Annotated in this window: 14 protein-coding genes and 1 pseudogene; 6 read left to right on the top strand and 9 right to left on the bottom strand. The window is 72.1% G+C overall.

The window, feature by feature from the left end; all coding sequences use genetic code 11:
* Positions 1 to 48 precede the first annotated feature (48 nt).
* Together ACZ3YL_RS08905 and ACZ3YL_RS08900 are read right to left on the bottom strand one after the other, a co-directional pair.
* Positions 49 to 315 carry a protealysin inhibitor emfourin gene (locus tag ACZ3YL_RS08905; protein WP_188304439.1) on the bottom strand — a complete coding sequence of 89 codons (267 nt, stop codon included), beginning with the start codon at positions 313 to 315 and terminating at the stop codon, positions 49 to 51.
* A 133-nt stretch (positions 316 to 448) separates the two neighbouring features.
* On the bottom strand, positions 449 to 1,471 hold the full coding sequence (locus ACZ3YL_RS08900) for a M4 family metallopeptidase (RefSeq protein WP_465656328.1): 1,023 nt from the start codon (positions 1,469 to 1,471) through the stop codon (positions 449 to 451).
* Positions 1,472 to 1,806: 335 nt separating this feature from the next.
* Here ACZ3YL_RS08900 and leuA point away from each other — a divergent pair, with 335 nt between their 5' ends.
* The 4 genes from leuA to ACZ3YL_RS08880 all read left to right on the top strand — a co-directional run bounded on the left by leuA (position 1,807) and on the right by ACZ3YL_RS08880 (position 6,288).
* Entirely contained in the window at positions 1,807 to 3,603 is a 1,797-nt protein-coding gene (gene leuA / locus ACZ3YL_RS08895) for a 2-isopropylmalate synthase (RefSeq protein WP_188304437.1), read from the top strand.
* A 239-nt stretch (positions 3,604 to 3,842) separates the two neighbouring features.
* Positions 3,843 to 4,514 carry a TerB family tellurite resistance protein gene (locus ACZ3YL_RS08890; RefSeq protein ID WP_188304436.1) on the top strand — a complete coding sequence of 224 codons (672 nt, stop codon included), beginning with the start codon at positions 3,843 to 3,845 and terminating at the stop codon, positions 4,512 to 4,514.
* 183 nt (positions 4,515 to 4,697) lie between these two features.
* Entirely contained in the window at positions 4,698 to 5,444 is a 747-nt protein-coding gene (gene recO / locus ACZ3YL_RS08885; protein ID WP_188304435.1) for a DNA repair protein RecO, read from the top strand.
* Positions 5,445 to 5,448: 4 nt separating this feature from the next.
* A complete protein-coding gene (locus ACZ3YL_RS08880) occupies positions 5,449 to 6,288 on the top strand; it encodes an isoprenyl transferase (protein WP_188304434.1) in 840 nt (279 codons plus the stop codon).
* 78 nt (positions 6,289 to 6,366) lie between these two features.
* Here the strand turns inward: ACZ3YL_RS08880 and ACZ3YL_RS08875 are convergent, their stop codons facing one another.
* From ACZ3YL_RS08875 to ACZ3YL_RS08860, 4 genes are read right to left on the bottom strand one after another with little or no spacing between them, the layout of a single operon-like run.
* Positions 6,367 to 6,777 (bottom strand): Fur family transcriptional regulator, encoded by a 411-nt coding sequence (locus ACZ3YL_RS08875; protein ID WP_188304433.1) that lies wholly within the window; start codon positions 6,775 to 6,777, stop codon positions 6,367 to 6,369.
* Positions 6,778 to 6,812: 35 nt separating this feature from the next.
* On the bottom strand, positions 6,813 to 7,775 hold the full coding sequence (locus tag ACZ3YL_RS08870) for a metal ABC transporter permease (protein ID WP_223242152.1): 963 nt from the start codon (positions 7,773 to 7,775) through the stop codon (positions 6,813 to 6,815).
* On the bottom strand, positions 7,772 to 8,536 hold the full coding sequence (locus ACZ3YL_RS08865) for a metal ABC transporter ATP-binding protein (protein ID WP_188304432.1): 765 nt from the start codon (positions 8,534 to 8,536) through the stop codon (positions 7,772 to 7,774). Before ACZ3YL_RS08865 ends, ACZ3YL_RS08870 begins: the two co-directional genes overlap by 4 nt.
* Before the next feature lie 14 nt (positions 8,537 to 8,550).
* Positions 8,551 to 9,531: a metal ABC transporter substrate-binding protein gene (locus ACZ3YL_RS08860; RefSeq protein WP_223242151.1), complete on the bottom strand. Its 981-nt coding sequence runs from the start codon at positions 9,529 to 9,531 to the stop codon at positions 8,551 to 8,553.
* Positions 9,532 to 9,722: 191 nt separating this feature from the next.
* Between ACZ3YL_RS08860 and ACZ3YL_RS08855 the strand changes: the two genes are divergently transcribed.
* Complete coding sequence (locus ACZ3YL_RS08855) at positions 9,723 to 11,105, top strand: glycine--tRNA ligase (protein WP_188304430.1); 1,383 nt, start codon at positions 9,723 to 9,725, stop codon at positions 11,103 to 11,105.
* Positions 11,106 to 11,180: 75 nt separating this feature from the next.
* Here the strand turns inward: ACZ3YL_RS08855 and ACZ3YL_RS08850 are convergent, their stop codons facing one another.
* Entirely contained in the window at positions 11,181 to 12,329 is a 1,149-nt protein-coding gene (locus ACZ3YL_RS08850) for a hypothetical protein (RefSeq protein WP_465656324.1), read from the bottom strand.
* Positions 12,330 to 12,522: 193 nt separating this feature from the next.
* On the bottom strand, positions 12,523 to 13,101 hold the full coding sequence (locus ACZ3YL_RS08845; protein WP_465656322.1) for an NADAR family protein: 579 nt from the start codon (positions 13,099 to 13,101) through the stop codon (positions 12,523 to 12,525).
* A 73-nt stretch (positions 13,102 to 13,174) separates the two neighbouring features.
* Here ACZ3YL_RS08845 and ACZ3YL_RS08840 point away from each other — a divergent pair.
* Positions 13,175 to 13,477 (top strand): annotated as a pseudogene (locus tag ACZ3YL_RS08840) (alpha/beta hydrolase); the annotation flags it as partial.
* A gap of 76 nt (positions 13,478 to 13,553) precedes the next feature.
* Here the strand turns inward: ACZ3YL_RS08840 and ACZ3YL_RS08835 are convergent.
* Positions 13,554 to 14,690, bottom strand: coding sequence for a threonine aldolase family protein (locus ACZ3YL_RS08835; protein ID WP_188304427.1), 1,137 nt, complete (start codon positions 14,688 to 14,690; stop codon positions 13,554 to 13,556).
* Positions 14,691 to 14,820: the final 130 nt, after the last annotated feature.

The raw sequence follows: 14,820 nt of genomic DNA, 5'->3' as shown, positions 1-14,820 counted from the left end.
GGGCCGGTTGCGGGTGGGCCGGTTCCGTGCCGGCCGGTTTCGGGTGGGCTACGCGCCTTCGCGCAGCACCAGGGACAGCAGCTCCCGCTGGGAGTCGGTGAGCTTGGGGTCGGCGCAGTACACCGTCCGCCCGTCGACGGTGATCTCGTAGTGGAAGCCGTCCGGCACCCCGTACGAGGGGGCGCGCAGCCCGCCCGCGACGGCTTCGCGGGCGAGCGCGTGGACGTGCGGGGCGTCCGTGCGGTCGACGGTGTCGAGTTCCGCGTGGCGGACGATTCCGGCGAGGCCGCCGGTCCGGGTCACCTGGATACGCATGGTGTCCATGGTGCTACCCAGGGAGGGCTTTTGCGGCGCTTTTCCCCGACCGTGACCTTAAGTCGGTCTCAACCCGCTCTCAACCGGCGGCGAACCGGTCGTCTCCGGTCGGCCCGCCGGCCCGTCCGCCCCGTCAGCCGGGGCTGACGCCGACCTGCGCCCAGGAGGCCGTCACGGTGTCCGCGACCGAGGACTGGCCGGGGTAGCGGGCCTTGGCGGCGGCCACGGTGGCGCGGGCGAAGGCGGTGAAGTCGGCGTCGGCGGGCAGCCCGCCGCCGGTCAGGGTGTCGTACCAGATCCGCCCGGCGCGCTCCCAGGACCGGCCGCCGAGGGCGGTGGCCAGCAGGTAGAACGCGTGGTTGGGGATGCCGGAGTTGATGTGCACCCCGCCGTTGTCCTCGGTGGTGTCCACGTAGTCCCGCATGTGCGCGGGCTGCGGGTCCTTGCCGAGCTGGGGGTCGTCGTAGGCGGTGCCGGGGGCCTTCATCGAGCGCAGCGCCACGCCCTGGACGCCGGAGGCGAGCAGCCCGGCGCCGATCAGCCAGTCGGCGCCGGCGGCGTCCTGGTGCAGCGCGTACTGCTTGACCAGCGAGCCGAAGACGTCCGAGACCGACTCGTTGAGTGCGCCGGGCTGGTCCTGGTAGTCCAGGCCGGCGGTGAACTGGGTGACGCCGTGGGTGAGTTCGTGGCCGATGACGTCGATGCAGGTGGTGAAGTCGCCGAAGATCCGGCCGTCGCCGTCCCCGAAGACCATCTGCGAGCCGTTCCAGAAGGCGTTGTCGTAGTTGCGGCCGTAGTGGACGCTGGCGTCCAGCCGCAGCCCCCGGCCGTCGATCGAGTCGCGTCCGAAGATCTCGGAGTAGAGCGCGAAGGTGGCGCCGAGGCCGTCGTAGGCGTGGTTGACGGAGGGGTCGGCGACCGGGGCCCGGCCCTCGGTGCGGACGGTGCGCCCGGGCAGGTGTCGGCCGTGCCCGGCGTCGGCGATCACCCGGCTGAGGCCGGGGTCGGCGGCGGCCGGCGGGGGAGCGGTGAGGCGGGCCGCGCGGTGGGCGGCGTCGAGGGCGAGGGAGTGGACGGCGGGCTCGTGACCGGCCTCGGCGAGGCGGTCCAGGACGTACGGCGGGACGATCGCGCAGATCGGTACTGCTGCAGTCATGTGGCCCAGAGTGAGGCCTTGGTGACCGGTTGTCACCACCTTCGGCGGTACCGGTCGACGTCTCAAGGAGTGGAACGGGAGCCCGGATCACTTCGGGGGCGCGCGGGCCTGGGTTACGCTGGGCCACATCATGCGCAACGGGCTGCTTCTTCTTAGCTGCCGCGTCGAGGGCCTGTAGTCCACTGGGGCCGGCTCCCTCGCCGCGGGGAACGAGCTGCGCGCGGAATCGGCGATCCAACGGCGTATCGCGAGGCGCAGCAGAGGCCGGCCAGTCGGTGTTGATCCCTCCCGACCCGCCCGCACCACGCATCCACAGGAAGCCGAGAGTCACCTCCATGACCGAGCAGACCTCCGCCGCGTCCATCCCCGCCGCTCGCGCCTTCGTCGACCGGCCGACCCCGATCACCGCCGCCTCCGTGCGCCAGCGGCCCTCGGGCATGCGCTACGGGCGCTACCTGCCGTTCGGCACCGTCGACCTGCCGGACCGCACCTGGCCGGACCAGGTGATCACCAAGGCGCCGCGCTGGCTCTCCACCGACCTGCGGGACGGCAACCAGGCGCTGATCGACCCGATGTCCCCGGCCCGCAAGCGGAAGATGTTCGACCTGCTGGTGGCCATGGGCTACAAGGAGATCGAGGTCGGCTTCCCGTCCTCCGGCGCCACCGACCACGCCTTCGTGCGGTCGCTGATCGAGGAGGGGGCGATCCCGGAGGACGTCACCATCTCGGTGCTGACCCAGGCCCGCGAGGAGCTGATCGAGAAGACCGTGGAGTCGCTGGTCGGCGCCCCGCGGGCGACCGTCCACCTGTACAACGCGACCGCGCCGCTGTTCCGCCGGGTGGTGTTCCGCAACGACAGGGCCGCCACCAAGGCGATCGCCGTCGACGGCACCCGGCTGGTGATGGAGTACGCGGAGAAGCTGCTGGGCGACGACACCGCCTTCGGCTACCAGTACTCGCCGGAGATCTTCGTGGACACCGAGCTGGACTTCGCGCTGGAGGTCTGCGAGGCGGTGATGGACGTCTGGCAGCCGGGCGAGGGCCGCGAGATCATCCTGAACCTGCCGGCCACCGTCGAGCGGGCCACCCCCAACGTCCAGGCCGACCAGTTCGAGTGGATGTCGCGCCACCTGTCCCGCCGGGAGTTCGTCTGCCTGTCGGTGCACCCCCACAACGACCGCGGCACCGCGGTGGCCTCCGCCGAACTGGCCTACATGGCGGGCGCGGACCGCATCGAGGGCTGCCTGTTCGGGCAGGGCGAGCGGACCGGCAACGTCGACCTGGTGACGCTGGGGATGAACCTGTTCTCCCAGGGCATCGACCCGCAGATCGACTTCTCCGACATCGACGAGGTGCGCCGCACCGCCGAGTACTGCAACCAGATGGAGGTGCACCCGCGCCACCCGTACGCCGGCGACCTGGTGTACACCTCCTTCTCCGGCTCGCACCAGGACGCCATCAAGAAGGGCTTCGAGGTCCTGGAGGCGGACGCCGAGGCGGCCGGGATCCCGGTGGAGCGGCACACCTGGGGCGTGCCGTACCTGCCGATCGACCCGAAGGACGTCGGCCGCACCTACGAGGCGGTCATCCGGGTCAACAGCCAGTCCGGCAAGGGCGGGGTGGCGTACGTCCTGAAGAACGACCACAAGCTGGACCTGCCGCGCCGGATGCAGATCGAGTTCTCCCGGATCATCCAGGCCAAGACCGACGCCGAGGGCGGCGAGGTCAGCCCGGCGGAGATCTGGCGGGTCTTCGAGGACGAGTACCTGCCGACCACCGGCAACCCGTGGGGCCGGCTGTCGCTGGCCGGTTCGCGCACCCTGACCACCGAGGACGGCCGGGACGCGCTGACCGCGGAGGCCGTGGTGGACGGTGTCCCGATGACCCTGTCCGGCACCGGCAACGGCCCGGTCTCGGCCTTCGCGGACGCGCTGGCCCGGATCGGCGTGGACGTACGGGTGCTGGACTACGCCGAGCACGCGCTGAGCGAGGGCGGCGACGCCCAGGCCGCCGCGTACGTGGAGTGCGCGGTGGACGGCAAGGTGCTGTGGGGCGTGGGCATCGACGGCAACACCGTGCTGGCCTCGCTGAAGGCGATGATCAGTGCCGTCAACCGCTCGCAGCGCGGCTAATTCGTACGGGTGGTACGCGAAGGGCCGTCCCGCGGGACGGCCCTTCGCCGTGCGGGTGGGGCGTTGTGGTCTGCGCCACATCTTTTCGGATCGGAAGCCGTTCGAGGTACTGACACGTGCCGGTAACCGTGGCAACATCGATCCACCGGAAAGCCGGGCCGGTGGGACGGCCTCGGTGTCCGGTCGCGTGACCTGCCCATAGTTGTGCAGGCCGCCTGCCATGTCTGGGGAGTGGCGCCGTGACCAGGTTGTGGGGTGTTCGCCCGAGGTGGCGGACCGATGTTCTCGGCGACTTCTTCTGCCCGGGCTGCGGCGGGGACCGCAACTACCGTCGGCAGCACGGCCGGCGGTGGCTGCGGCTGCTGGGCACCCCGGTCGTCCCGCTCGGGCCGGTGATCGGCAGCGTCCAGTGCACCAGCTGCCACGGGCGCTACGGCGTCGAGGCCCTGGAGCAGCCCACCAGCGTGCGCCTCGGCGCGATGCTGCGGGACGCCCAGTACACGATCGCGCTGGCCCTGCTCGCGGCCGGCGGCACCGCCCACCGGGCGGCCCGCGAGGCGGCCTGCACGGCGGTGCGCGAGGCCGGGTTCGAGGACTGCGGCGAGGCCCAGGTGCTGGCCGCGCTCGCCGCGCTCTCCGGGCTCGGCGGCGAACTCCACGACGCCCACGGGATGGCCGGCGGCCTGGCCGTGGAACTGCACGCGGTGCTCGAACCGCTCGCCCCGCACCTGGCCCAGCAGGGCCGGGAGCGGCTGCTGCTGCAGGGCGCCGCGATCGCCCTGGCCGACGGGCGCTACCTGCCGCAGGAGCGCGAGGCGCTGGCCGCGGTGGGGAGTTGCCTGGACCTGCCGCAGGGCCAGGTGCCGGCGCTGCTGGAGGCGGCGACCCGGGCGCCGTACGAGAACCTGTAGGCCTCCGGGCCTGCTCGCCGCGACGGACCGTCCGCGACGGACTTCCTGTATCCCCCACAAAAACGGGCCCGCCCCCCTCCGGGCCCGCCGTGACCCGCACCGCAGTGGTCCTCCCCCACGGCCCCCGGTGCGGGCAACACGGCTGTCCGCGGCCGGGCCCGGCGGTGGGGGACAATGGTCGGCATGAGTCTTTTCCGGGACGACGGCGTCGTGTTGCGGGCGCAGAAGCTCGGCGAGGCCGATCGGATCATCACCCTGCTGACCCGCCAGCACGGCAAGGTGCGGGCGGTGGCGCGCGGGGTGCGCAAGACCAAGTCCAAGTTCGGCGCCCGTCTGGAGCCGTTCTCGCACGTGGACGTCCAGTTCTTCAGCCGGGGGAGCGAGCTGATCGGGCGCGGGCTGCCGCTGTGCACCCAGGTGGAGACCATCGCCCCGTTCGGCGGTTCGATCGTCACCGACTACGGCCGCTACACCGCCGGCACGGCGATGCTGGAGACGGCCGAGCGCTTCGCCGAGAACGAGGGCGAGCCGGCCGTCCAGCAGTACCTGCTGCTGGTGGGCGGACTGCGCACACTGGCGGCCGGGACGCACGAGTCGCACCTGGTGCTGGATGCCTTCCTGCTGCGCTCGCTCGCGGTGAACGGGTACGGCGCGAGCTTCACCGACTGCGCCAAGTGTGGCCTGGACGGGCCGAACCGTTTCTTCTCGTTGCAGGCGGGAGGGGTGCTCTGCGCGGACTGCCGCGTGCCCGGATGTGCCGTACCCTCCCCTGAGACACTGGTACTGCTCGGGGCGCTGCTGTCAGGGGACTGGCGGACGGCCGACGCCTGCGAGCCGCGGTACTGGCGGGAGGGCAGCGGCCTGGTCGCGGCCTATCTGCAGTGGCACCTGGAGCGGGGCATCCGCTCGATGAGATACGTGGAGAAGTGAGCACATGGCAGCGCGACGGCTCTTCGGCGGCGGCAAGCAGCGGGACTACGTCCCTCCGACCCCGCACCCCAGCGGCGTCAAGCCCCCGAAGATCCCCGGCGAGCTGGTCCCCGACCACGTCGCCATCGTGATGGACGGCAACGGCCGCTGGGCCAAGGAGCGCGGGCTGCCCCGCACCGAGGGCCACAAGGTCGGCGAGTCCGTCGTACTGGACGTCCTCAAGGGCGCGATCGAGCTCGGCGTCAAGAACATCTCGCTGTACGCGTTCTCCACCGAGAACTGGAAGCGCTCCCCCGACGAGGTGAAGTTCCTGATGAACTTCAACCGGGACGTCATCCGCCGCCGCCGCGACGAGATGGACGCGATGGGCGTGCGGATCCGCTGGGCCGGCCGGATGCCCAAGCTGTGGAAGAGCGTCGTCCAGGAGCTGCAGGTCGCCGAGGAGCAGACCAAGGGCAACGACGCGGTGACGCTCTACATGTGCGTCAACTACGGCGGCCGGGCCGAACTCGCCGACGCGGCACAGGCGCTCGCCCTCGACGTGGCGGCCGGCCGGCTGGACCCGAAGAAGGTCAACGAGAAGACCCTCGCCAAGTACATGTACCACCCGGACATGCCGGACGTGGACCTCTTCCTGCGCCCCAGCGGCGAGCAGCGCACCTCCAACTTCCTGCTCTGGCAGTCCGCTTACGCCGAGTTCGTGTTCCAGGACGTGCTCTGGCCGGACTTCGACCGCCGCGACCTGTGGCGCGCCTGCGAGCAGTTCGCGATGCGCGACCGCCGCTTCGGCGGGGCGATCCCGAACGAGCTGCCCGCACCGCTGGAGCTGCCGGCCCAGCGCTGACGCGCACGACGAGGGCCCGCGGGGAGGATTCCCGCGGGCCCTTCGTGGTCGTCCGTACGGGCTGCCCAGGTACGGGCGTCAGCCCTTCTTCGCGCAGTCCGCGCAGGTGCCGAAGATCTCCAGGGTGTGCGCGATGTCGCTGAACCCGTGCTCGGCGGCGACCGAGTTGGCCCAGCGTTCGACCGCGGGGCCCTCGACCTCGACGGTGGCGCCGCAGTGCCGGCAGACCAGGTGGTGGTGGTGCCCGCTGCTGCACCGGCGGTAGACGGCCTCGCCGTCGGCGGTGCGCAGCACGTCCACCTCACCGGCGTCGGCGAGCGACTGCAGGGTGCGGTAGACCGTGGTCAGACCGACGGAGTCCCCGCGGTGCTTGAGCAGGTCGTGGAGCTCCTGCGCACTGCGGAAGTCCGCGATCTCGTCCAGGGCCGACGAGACGGCGGCACGCTGTCGGGTCGAGCGGGCGCGCGGCGACGGGCCTGCGGTGGTCACCGTGGGTCCTCCTGGGGTCGTGGGCGTCACGCACCTCATTGTGCCAGCCCGGCCCGCTCCTCCGGAGTGGTCGCGGCGGAGGAAGTCTTTCCCGGGTCTTGGCCGGGGTTTTGGCCGGGGATCCGACCCGGGATCCGGACGTCGCAGACCTGCGGCCCCCGCTCGGCGTCCCCGCGGCGCCGGTGCCGGCGGCGGGCGAGCGGCGCGGCGATCACGCTGAACACCGCGAAGACCGCGATGGCGAGCAGCACGATGGCCGGGCCGGAGGGCACGTTCAGCTCGTAGGAGCCGGTGACACCGGCCAGCGCGACCACCACGCCGAGCGCGATCGAGGCGGCCTGGGTGGCGGCGAAGGAGCGGGTGAGCTGCTGGGCGGCGACCACCGGGACCACCATCAGGGCGCTCACCAGCAGCAGCCCGACCACCCGCATGGCGACCGTGACGGTGACCGCGGCCATCACCGCGAGCAGCAGGTTGAGGGTGCGCACCGGCACCCCGGTGACCCGGGCGAAGTCCTCGTCCTGGCAGATCGCGAACAGCTGGCGGCGCAGGCCGACGGTGACCGCGATGACCACCGCGCCGAGCACCGCGATGGTGGCCAGGTCGGCGGGGGCGACGGTGAGGATCGAGCCCCACAGGTAGCTCTCCAGCGAGCCGGCCCCGGCCTGGGCGGACATCGAGACCAGCAGCTTGCCGCAGGCCATGCCGCCGTAGAAGAGCATCGCGAGGGCGATGTCACCGCGCTGGTTGCCGCGCGAGCGGACCAGCTCCATGGTGACCGCGCCGAGCACGCAGACCAGCACGGCCATCCAGACCGGGCTGGTCTGGAAGATGAAGCCGAGGCCGACGCCGGTCATCGCGACGTGGCCCATGCCGTCGCCCATCAGGGCCTGGCGGCGCTGCACCAGGTAGATGCCGACGGCGGGGGCGGTGATCCCGACCAGCACGGCGGCCAGCAGGGCGCGCTGCATGAAGTCGTAGGAGAGCATCTCGGTCATGCGAGCAGCCTCGGCGGGGTGAGGTCGGCGTGCGGGTGGACGTGGTCGTGGCCGGGCAGCGCGTGCAGGCCGGTGTTGGGCACGGGCGGGCCGTCGTGCGCGACGCAGCCGTCCCGCAGCACCACGGCGCGGTCGATCAGCGGCTCCAGCGGACCGAGTTCGTGCAGCACGAGGAGGACGGAGGCGCCGCGGCCGACCTCGGCGCGCAGGGTGTCGGCGAGCACCTGCTGGCTGGCGGCGTCCACGCCGGCCATCGGCTCGTCCATGATCAGCAGGTCGGGGGTGCCGACCAGGGCGCGGGCGATCAGCACCCGCTGCTGCTGGCCGCCGGACAGGTCGGCGACGCCGTCCCCGGCCCGGTCCAGCATGCCGACGGCGGCCAGCGCGCGGTCCACCGCGGCGCGGTCCTTGCGGCGGAAGGGCAGCAGCCGGTGCTGCGCCAGCCGTCCGGTGGAGACCACCTCGCGCACGGTGGCCGGGACGCCGGAGGCGGCGGTGGTGCGCTGCGGGACGTACCCGATCCGGTGCCAGGCGCGGAAGGAGCCGTACGGGGTGCCGAACAGCTCCAGGTCGCCCCGCTCCAGCGGCACGGAGCCGATCACGGCCTTGACGGTGGTCGACTTGCCGGAGCCGTTGGCGCCGAGCAGGGCGACGACCTCGCCCGGCCGGACGGTGAGGTCGACGCCGCGCAGCACCGGCCGGCCGCCGCGCGCGGCGACGGCGTCACGGAGGCGGACGGCCGGGGGTATCGGGTGGGTCATGGCGGTGCGTCCCGTCAGCTCGCGGGGGTGGCCGACGCCGTGGGGGCGCCGAGGGCGGCCTGGAGGTTGGCCAGGTTCTGCTTCATGACGCTCAGGTAGTCGTCCTTCGACGGGTCCTTGACGCCCTCCAGCGGGTCCAGGACGGCGGTCTTGAGGCCGAGGTCCTTGGCGACGGTGTCGGCGAGCTTGGGGCTGACCAGGGTCTCGAAGAAGATCGTGGTGACGCCGTTGTCCTTGGCGGCCTTCTGCACCTCGGCGAGGCGGGCCGGGGTGGGCTCGGACTCCGGGTCGACGCCGTTGATGGCGACCTGGGTGAGGCCGTAGTGGTCGGCGAGGTAGCCGAAGGCGGCGTGGCTGGTGACGAAGGTCTTGGTCTTGACGTCCTTCAGCCCGGCCTGGAACTCCTGGTCCAGGGCGGTGAGCCTGGTGACCAGTTCGTCGGTGTTCTTCCGGTAGTCGTCGGCGTGCGTCGGGTCGGCCTTGGCGAACTCGGCGCCGACGCTCTTGGCGATCGCCGCGTAGCGGGCCGGGTCGAGCCAGATGTGCGGGTCGCCGGCCGGGCCCTCGTGCTGGTGGCCGCCGGTCTCGGAGGTGCCCTCGTCGAGGTGGTGGTCGACCAGCGGGCTGGCGGCGGTGGCGTCGATCTTGTGCTTGCTGGACGACTGGTCGACGGCCTGGTCGACGGTGGGCTGCAGGCCCTTGAGGTAGAGGATCGCGTCGGCCTTCTGGACGCCGGCGACCTGCTTGGCGGTGAGCTCCAGGTCGTGCGGTTCGACGCCGGGCGCGGTGAGGTCGGTGACCGAGACGTGGTCCTTGCCGATCTGCTGGGCCAGGAACTCCATCGGGTAGAAGGAGGCGACGACGTTCAGCCTGCCGTCCGAGCCCTTGGCGCTGCTGCTGCCGCCGCAGGCCGTGAGGGCCAGGGAGGCGGCGAGGGCGGTGACGGCCAGGGCGGCGGTCTTGCGGGTCCGGCGGCTGAACAGTCCGATCATCATGACAATCATTCTCATCTGAACTGGAAATGATTGTCAACTCACTCGGACGGGTGAACGGCAGGTGGCGATGGGTGGGGGGAGCCGGACCATATCGATTTGAACCCCGTACCCGTCTGGCCGGTAACCTTGGGTATTCGGGTACGAGCAACCAGCCGTGCCCTGACCGTGCCGTACGTACTGAAGAGAGCACTGTGGCCGCCGACAAGATCGACACGATCGTCAGCCTGAGCAAGCGCCGTGGCTTCGTCTACCCCTGCAGCGAGATCTACGGCGGCACGCGTGCCGCCTGGGACTACGGGCCGCTGGGCGTCGAACTCAAGGAGAACATCAAGCGCCAGTGGTGGCGCACGATGGTCCAGGCCCGCGAGGACGTCGTCGGCCTCGACTCGTCGGTCATCCTGGCCCGTGAGGTCTGGGAGGCCTCCGGCCACGTCGCCACCTTCAACGACCCGCTGACCGAGTGCCTCTCCTGCCACAAGCGCCACCGGGCCGACCACCTGGAGGAGAAGTACGAGGCCAAGCACGGCTTCCCGCCGCCGAACGGCCTCAAGGACGTCAACTGCCCCGACTGTGGCACCAAGGGCCAGTTCACCGAGCCCAAGGACTTCTCGGGCATGCTGAAGACCCACCTCGGCGTCACCGAGGAGGCCAGCGGCCTGGCCTTCCTGCGCCCCGAGACCGCCCAGGGCATCTTCACCAACTTCAGCGCCGTCCAGACCACTTCGCGCAAGAAGCCGCCGTTCGGCATCGCCCAGACCGGCAAGAGCTTCCGCAACGAGATCACCCCCGGCAACTTCATCTTCCGCACCCGCGAGTTCGAGCAGATGGAGATGGAGTTCTTCGTCAAGCCGGGCGAGGACGAGCAGTGGCACGAGTACTGGCTCCAGCAGCGCTGGGACTGGTACGTCGACCTCGGCATGCGCACCGAGAACATGCGCTTCTTCGAGCACCCGAAGGAGAAGCTCTCCCACTACGCCAAGCGCACCGTGGACATCGAGTACCGCTTCAACTTCGGCGGCTCCGAGTTCTCCGAGCTGGAGGGCGTGGCCAACCGCACCGACTACGACCTGCGGGTGCACAGCGAGGCCTCCGGCAAGGACCTCCGGTACTTCGACCAGGAGAGCGGCGAGCGGTACTTCCCGTACGTCATCGAGCCGGCGGCCGGCCTCAACCGCGCCATGCTGGCCTTCCTGATCGACGCCTACTTCGAGGACGAGGCGCCCAACGCCAAGGGCGTCATGGAGAAGCGCGTCGGCATGCGGCTCGACCCGCGCCTGGCCCCGGTCAAGGTCGCCGTGCTGCCGCTGTCGCGCAACGCCGACCTCTCGCCGAAGGCCCGCGGCCTGGCCGCCGACCTGCGCACCGCGTGGAACGTCGAGTTCGACGACGCCGGCGCGATCGGCAAGCGCTACCGCCGTCAGGACGAGATCGGCACGCCGTTCTGCGTGACGGTCGACTTCGACACCCTCGAGGACAACGCCGTGACCGTGCGCGACCGCGACACCATGTCGCAGGAGCGCGTCTCGCTGGACCAGGTGAAGGGCTACCTGGCGGCGCGTCTGATCGGCTGCTGAGTCCGGTCCTTCGGGAAGCCCCCGACCGTCCTCCTTGGTGGGGGCGGGCGGGGGCTTCCCGTTTTCGCCGGCCCGCTACCGCCTGCCCCAGCGGGGGCGCGGGGCGGCCGGCGGGGTGGTCGGCAGGCCCGCCGTGCGGAGGGCGGCGAGGGTGGTGCGGTGGCGGGTGGCGTCGGCGAGCAGTGCGCCCAGCAGCTGCGCGTAGAGGCCGGGGTGGCCGTCCAGTACGGCGGCCAGGCGCACCAGTTCGACGGGCGGGCGCAGTGCGACCAGCTCGTGCAGCAGCAGGGTGGCGAGTACGGGCGGCAGTTCGGTCGCGAGGTCGGCGAGGTCGGCGGTCGGGCGGCCGGCCGCCTGGCGCAGCAGGGTCCGTACGTCGGCGGGGCGGCCGTGCTGCTGGAGGCAGGCGGCCAGGGAGGTCAGCTCGGTCGTCGGGGCCGAGCCCCACTCCCAGAGCAGGGTGGCGCCGTCGGCGTGCTGCCCGGCCCGCTCCAGGGCGCCGAGCAGGGCGGGGACGGCGGGCGCCGGGTAGGCCCAGAAGGCGTGGAACAGTTCGGCGGCCTCCTCGGCCAGGCCCAGTTCGCGCAGCTCCGCCAGTACGGCGACGGCGTGGTCCGGGGCGCCCCGGGCGGCGGTCCGGGCGAGGTGCAGCGAGGCGCCGGTCGGGCCGCGCTGGGAGAGCATCCCGACCAGCAGGGCGGCGTCGGCGGGGGCGAGGCGGGCGGCGGCCTGGTCCAGCAGCTCCTGGGACTCGGGGAGGGCGCCGCTTCGGTGGAGTCCGGTGATCCGCTCGGTGAGGGCGCCGAGGTCGGGCCGGGTGGGCGGCGGCGATGGTGGCAATGGAGCCTGGTGGGGGTGTGGCTCGGGGTGTGACTGGGGGCGTGGCCGGAGGTGTGGCGGCTCGGGGTGTGGTGGCTCCGGGAGGTGCGGCTGGGGGTGCGGCCGCTGTCTGAGGTTGAGCTCCAACTCCTGTAACTGATCGCTCAGTTGGAGGCAGCGTGCGCCCAGGCCCGCGCGCAGGGTGCGGGCCTGGGCGAGCTGCCGCAGCAGGTCGCCGTCCGGGCGCTGACGGCCCGGGCTCGCCCGTATCGCCTCGTTCAGTCGTCGTTCGCGTTGGCCCGCGTAGCGGCTCGCGCGGAGCAACTCGTCCAGTTCTGCCCGGAGTTCGGCGGCCCGTTGCTCGCCCTCCGGCTGCTGGCCTGCGGATTCTTCCGTCGACCGCATGCGCATGATCGCCCCAACCTGTCCATCTGCACCCTGACTGCGGGACATCCTGGCGTCGGAATGTGGCGATGGAGTTACGAGAGCGCGACCAGTCGTGCCCGAGTGGTGTCAAGGAGCGCACAGAGGGCGGCCGTTGCGAGGAGTGCGCCGGTCGCGCGCCGCCGCGGGGGCGCCGGAGGTGGAGCGGCCGGCCTCATCCGCTCAGCCGGGCCCGCGCCTCCATCAGTGCGAACCCGAGCAGGTTCAACCCCCGCCACTCCAGCGGGCGTTCGGCCCGGATGTCGTCGGCGGCGAGCCCGATGCCCCAGATCCGGTCCACCGGGCTGGCCTCCACCAGGACGCGGCTGCCGGTGCCCAGCAGGTACTCCCGCAGCGCCTCGTCCTGACCGAACTTGGCGACGTTCCCCTCGACCACCAGCTCGAACCGGCCCGCCGCCCAGACCTCCTGGTCGAAGCCCTCGACCAGTCGGCCCAGCTTCTTCGCCTCGGCGGGCGTCCGGGCCTCCAGCACCCGCCGCTCGATCGCCTCGTCCCCGAACATCCGGGCCTTCCCGGCCATCATCCAGTGCTCGGCGGAGGCGTACGCCACCCCGTCGACGGTGAACCGCCCGGGCCACCACTGGCTCAGGCACTCCTGTCGCGTCACACCGCCCTTGCGCGCGGTGTGCCCCCAGAACATCACCCACTTCGGCCGCCCCCCGGCGGCCATCAGGGCCGCCAGCTCCTCGCGGTCGCGGACGTCGGCGAAGGTCCGTACGTGCTGCTCGCTCATAATCGTCATTCTGACACGAAGGGTTCGGTGCCGGCCAACTGTTTGCCGACGGCGTGCTCATGGGCCCAGCGCCTGGAGACCGGCTATGGGCACCGCGATCGGCATCCCGCTGGTCGCGGTCGAACCCAGGATCAAGGCCGCGGTCTTCGGCCGGCACTGGCCCCACGTCCTGGCCGAGCCGGCGAAGCGGATCACCGTCCCGATCGAGTACGACCTGCAGTGGGACGACGAGCACATCTCCCGCCAGGACGGCCTCGCGCTGTCCGACGTCTTCGCCTCGACGGAGAAGACGCTGCACGCCAACGCGGGCCGGCACAAGGAACTGCCGAGGTTCGAGGCGGACAGCGCGGTGCGCTTCTTCGCCCGGCACTTCGGCCGGCCGAGGCGCTCGCCTGACGGGTGCGGCGGCGCCCGGTTCCCGACCTCCGGTCGAAGAGCCGGGCGCCGCCTGGTCAGCTGCGGTCGCCCGCGCCGGTTCGCTGCTCGGCGTCCGCGACCAGCTCCAGGAAGTGCAGCCCGAGTTCGGTCACCTCCTGGGCCGTCCAGTGCTGCGCCGGGCCGTCGAGGCCCACCTCGGCCATGGCGAGGCCGGGGGCCGCGTCGGTCCACTCCGGGACGAACCAGATCTTCTCCCGCTCGGCGAGGGCGAGCACGGCGGCGTTCAGGGCGCTCGCCGAGTGGGGGAGCCAGAGCTGGAACTCGTGGGTCGGCGGGACGGCCGGGAAGAGCCGGGCGCCGGGCAGGGCGGCCAGCGCGGGGGCCAGGGTCGCGGCGTGGCGGGTGTAGTCGGGGATCCGGGGGAGCGCGGTGTCCAGGCCGGTGAGCGCGGCGAGGGCGGCCGGCCACTGCTGGTACAGCTGCCCGCCGTAGCGGTGGCGCCAGGTGCGGGCGTAGGCGGTGAGCGCCTTGTCGCCGGCGAGGGCGGCGCCGCTGATGCCGCCGAGGTCCTTGTAGAAGGAGACGTAGACGCTGTCGGCGAGGGCGGCGATCTCGTCGAGCGGCCTGCCGAAGTGGGTCGTGGTGTTCCAGAGCCGGGCGCCGTCGAAGTGCACCCGGGCGCCGGCCTCGCGGGCGGCGGCGGTGAGCTCGGTGAGTTCGTCCCAGCTGGGGAGCAGGAACCCCGGGTCCCGCAGGGGGAGTTCGACCGCCAGTGTGCCGAAGGGCTCGCCGAGGGAGCGGAGTTCGTCGGCGGTGGGGTGGCGCAGTTCGGTGGTGGGCCAGAGGCCGCGCAGGCCGGTGAGCTGGGTGTAGGCGTGGCGCTCGTGCCGTTCCAGATGGCTCTGCGGATGGAGGGCGACGGCCCGGTTGCCGGTTCGCTCGGCGTGGTGGCGCAGGGCGACCTGCTGGGCCATCGTTCCGCTGGGGAAGAAGACCGCGTCCTCGGTGCCGAGGAGTGCGGCCGTGCGCTCCTCCAGCTCCCCGACCGGGCCGCCGTTGCCGTAGAGATCGGGGTAGGCATCCGGCTCGACCGCCTCGGCGAGGGCGGTCAGTCGCGCGTGCATGGTGAGGGGGCGGCTGCCGGAGAGGAAGCGGGTGCAGGCCCGGCGGGCCGCGCGCAGACGTCCCCAGTCGAGCTGGTCATTGGTCATCCGGCGATTGTCGAGCGGCGAGGGCGCGGGGCCAACCGGTTTTCTCCCCAGGCCGTCCGGGGCTCAGGCCGGGAGTGCTTCGGGGGAGCCGAAGGTGCGGAGGAGGGAGAGTCCGGCGCCTGTTCGCGGA

The organism is Kitasatospora sp. NPDC023176 (assembly GCF_055560495.1).
The sequence above is the reverse complement of the archived record's forward strand: the minus strand, read 5'-3'. Positions and strand labels throughout refer to the sequence as shown.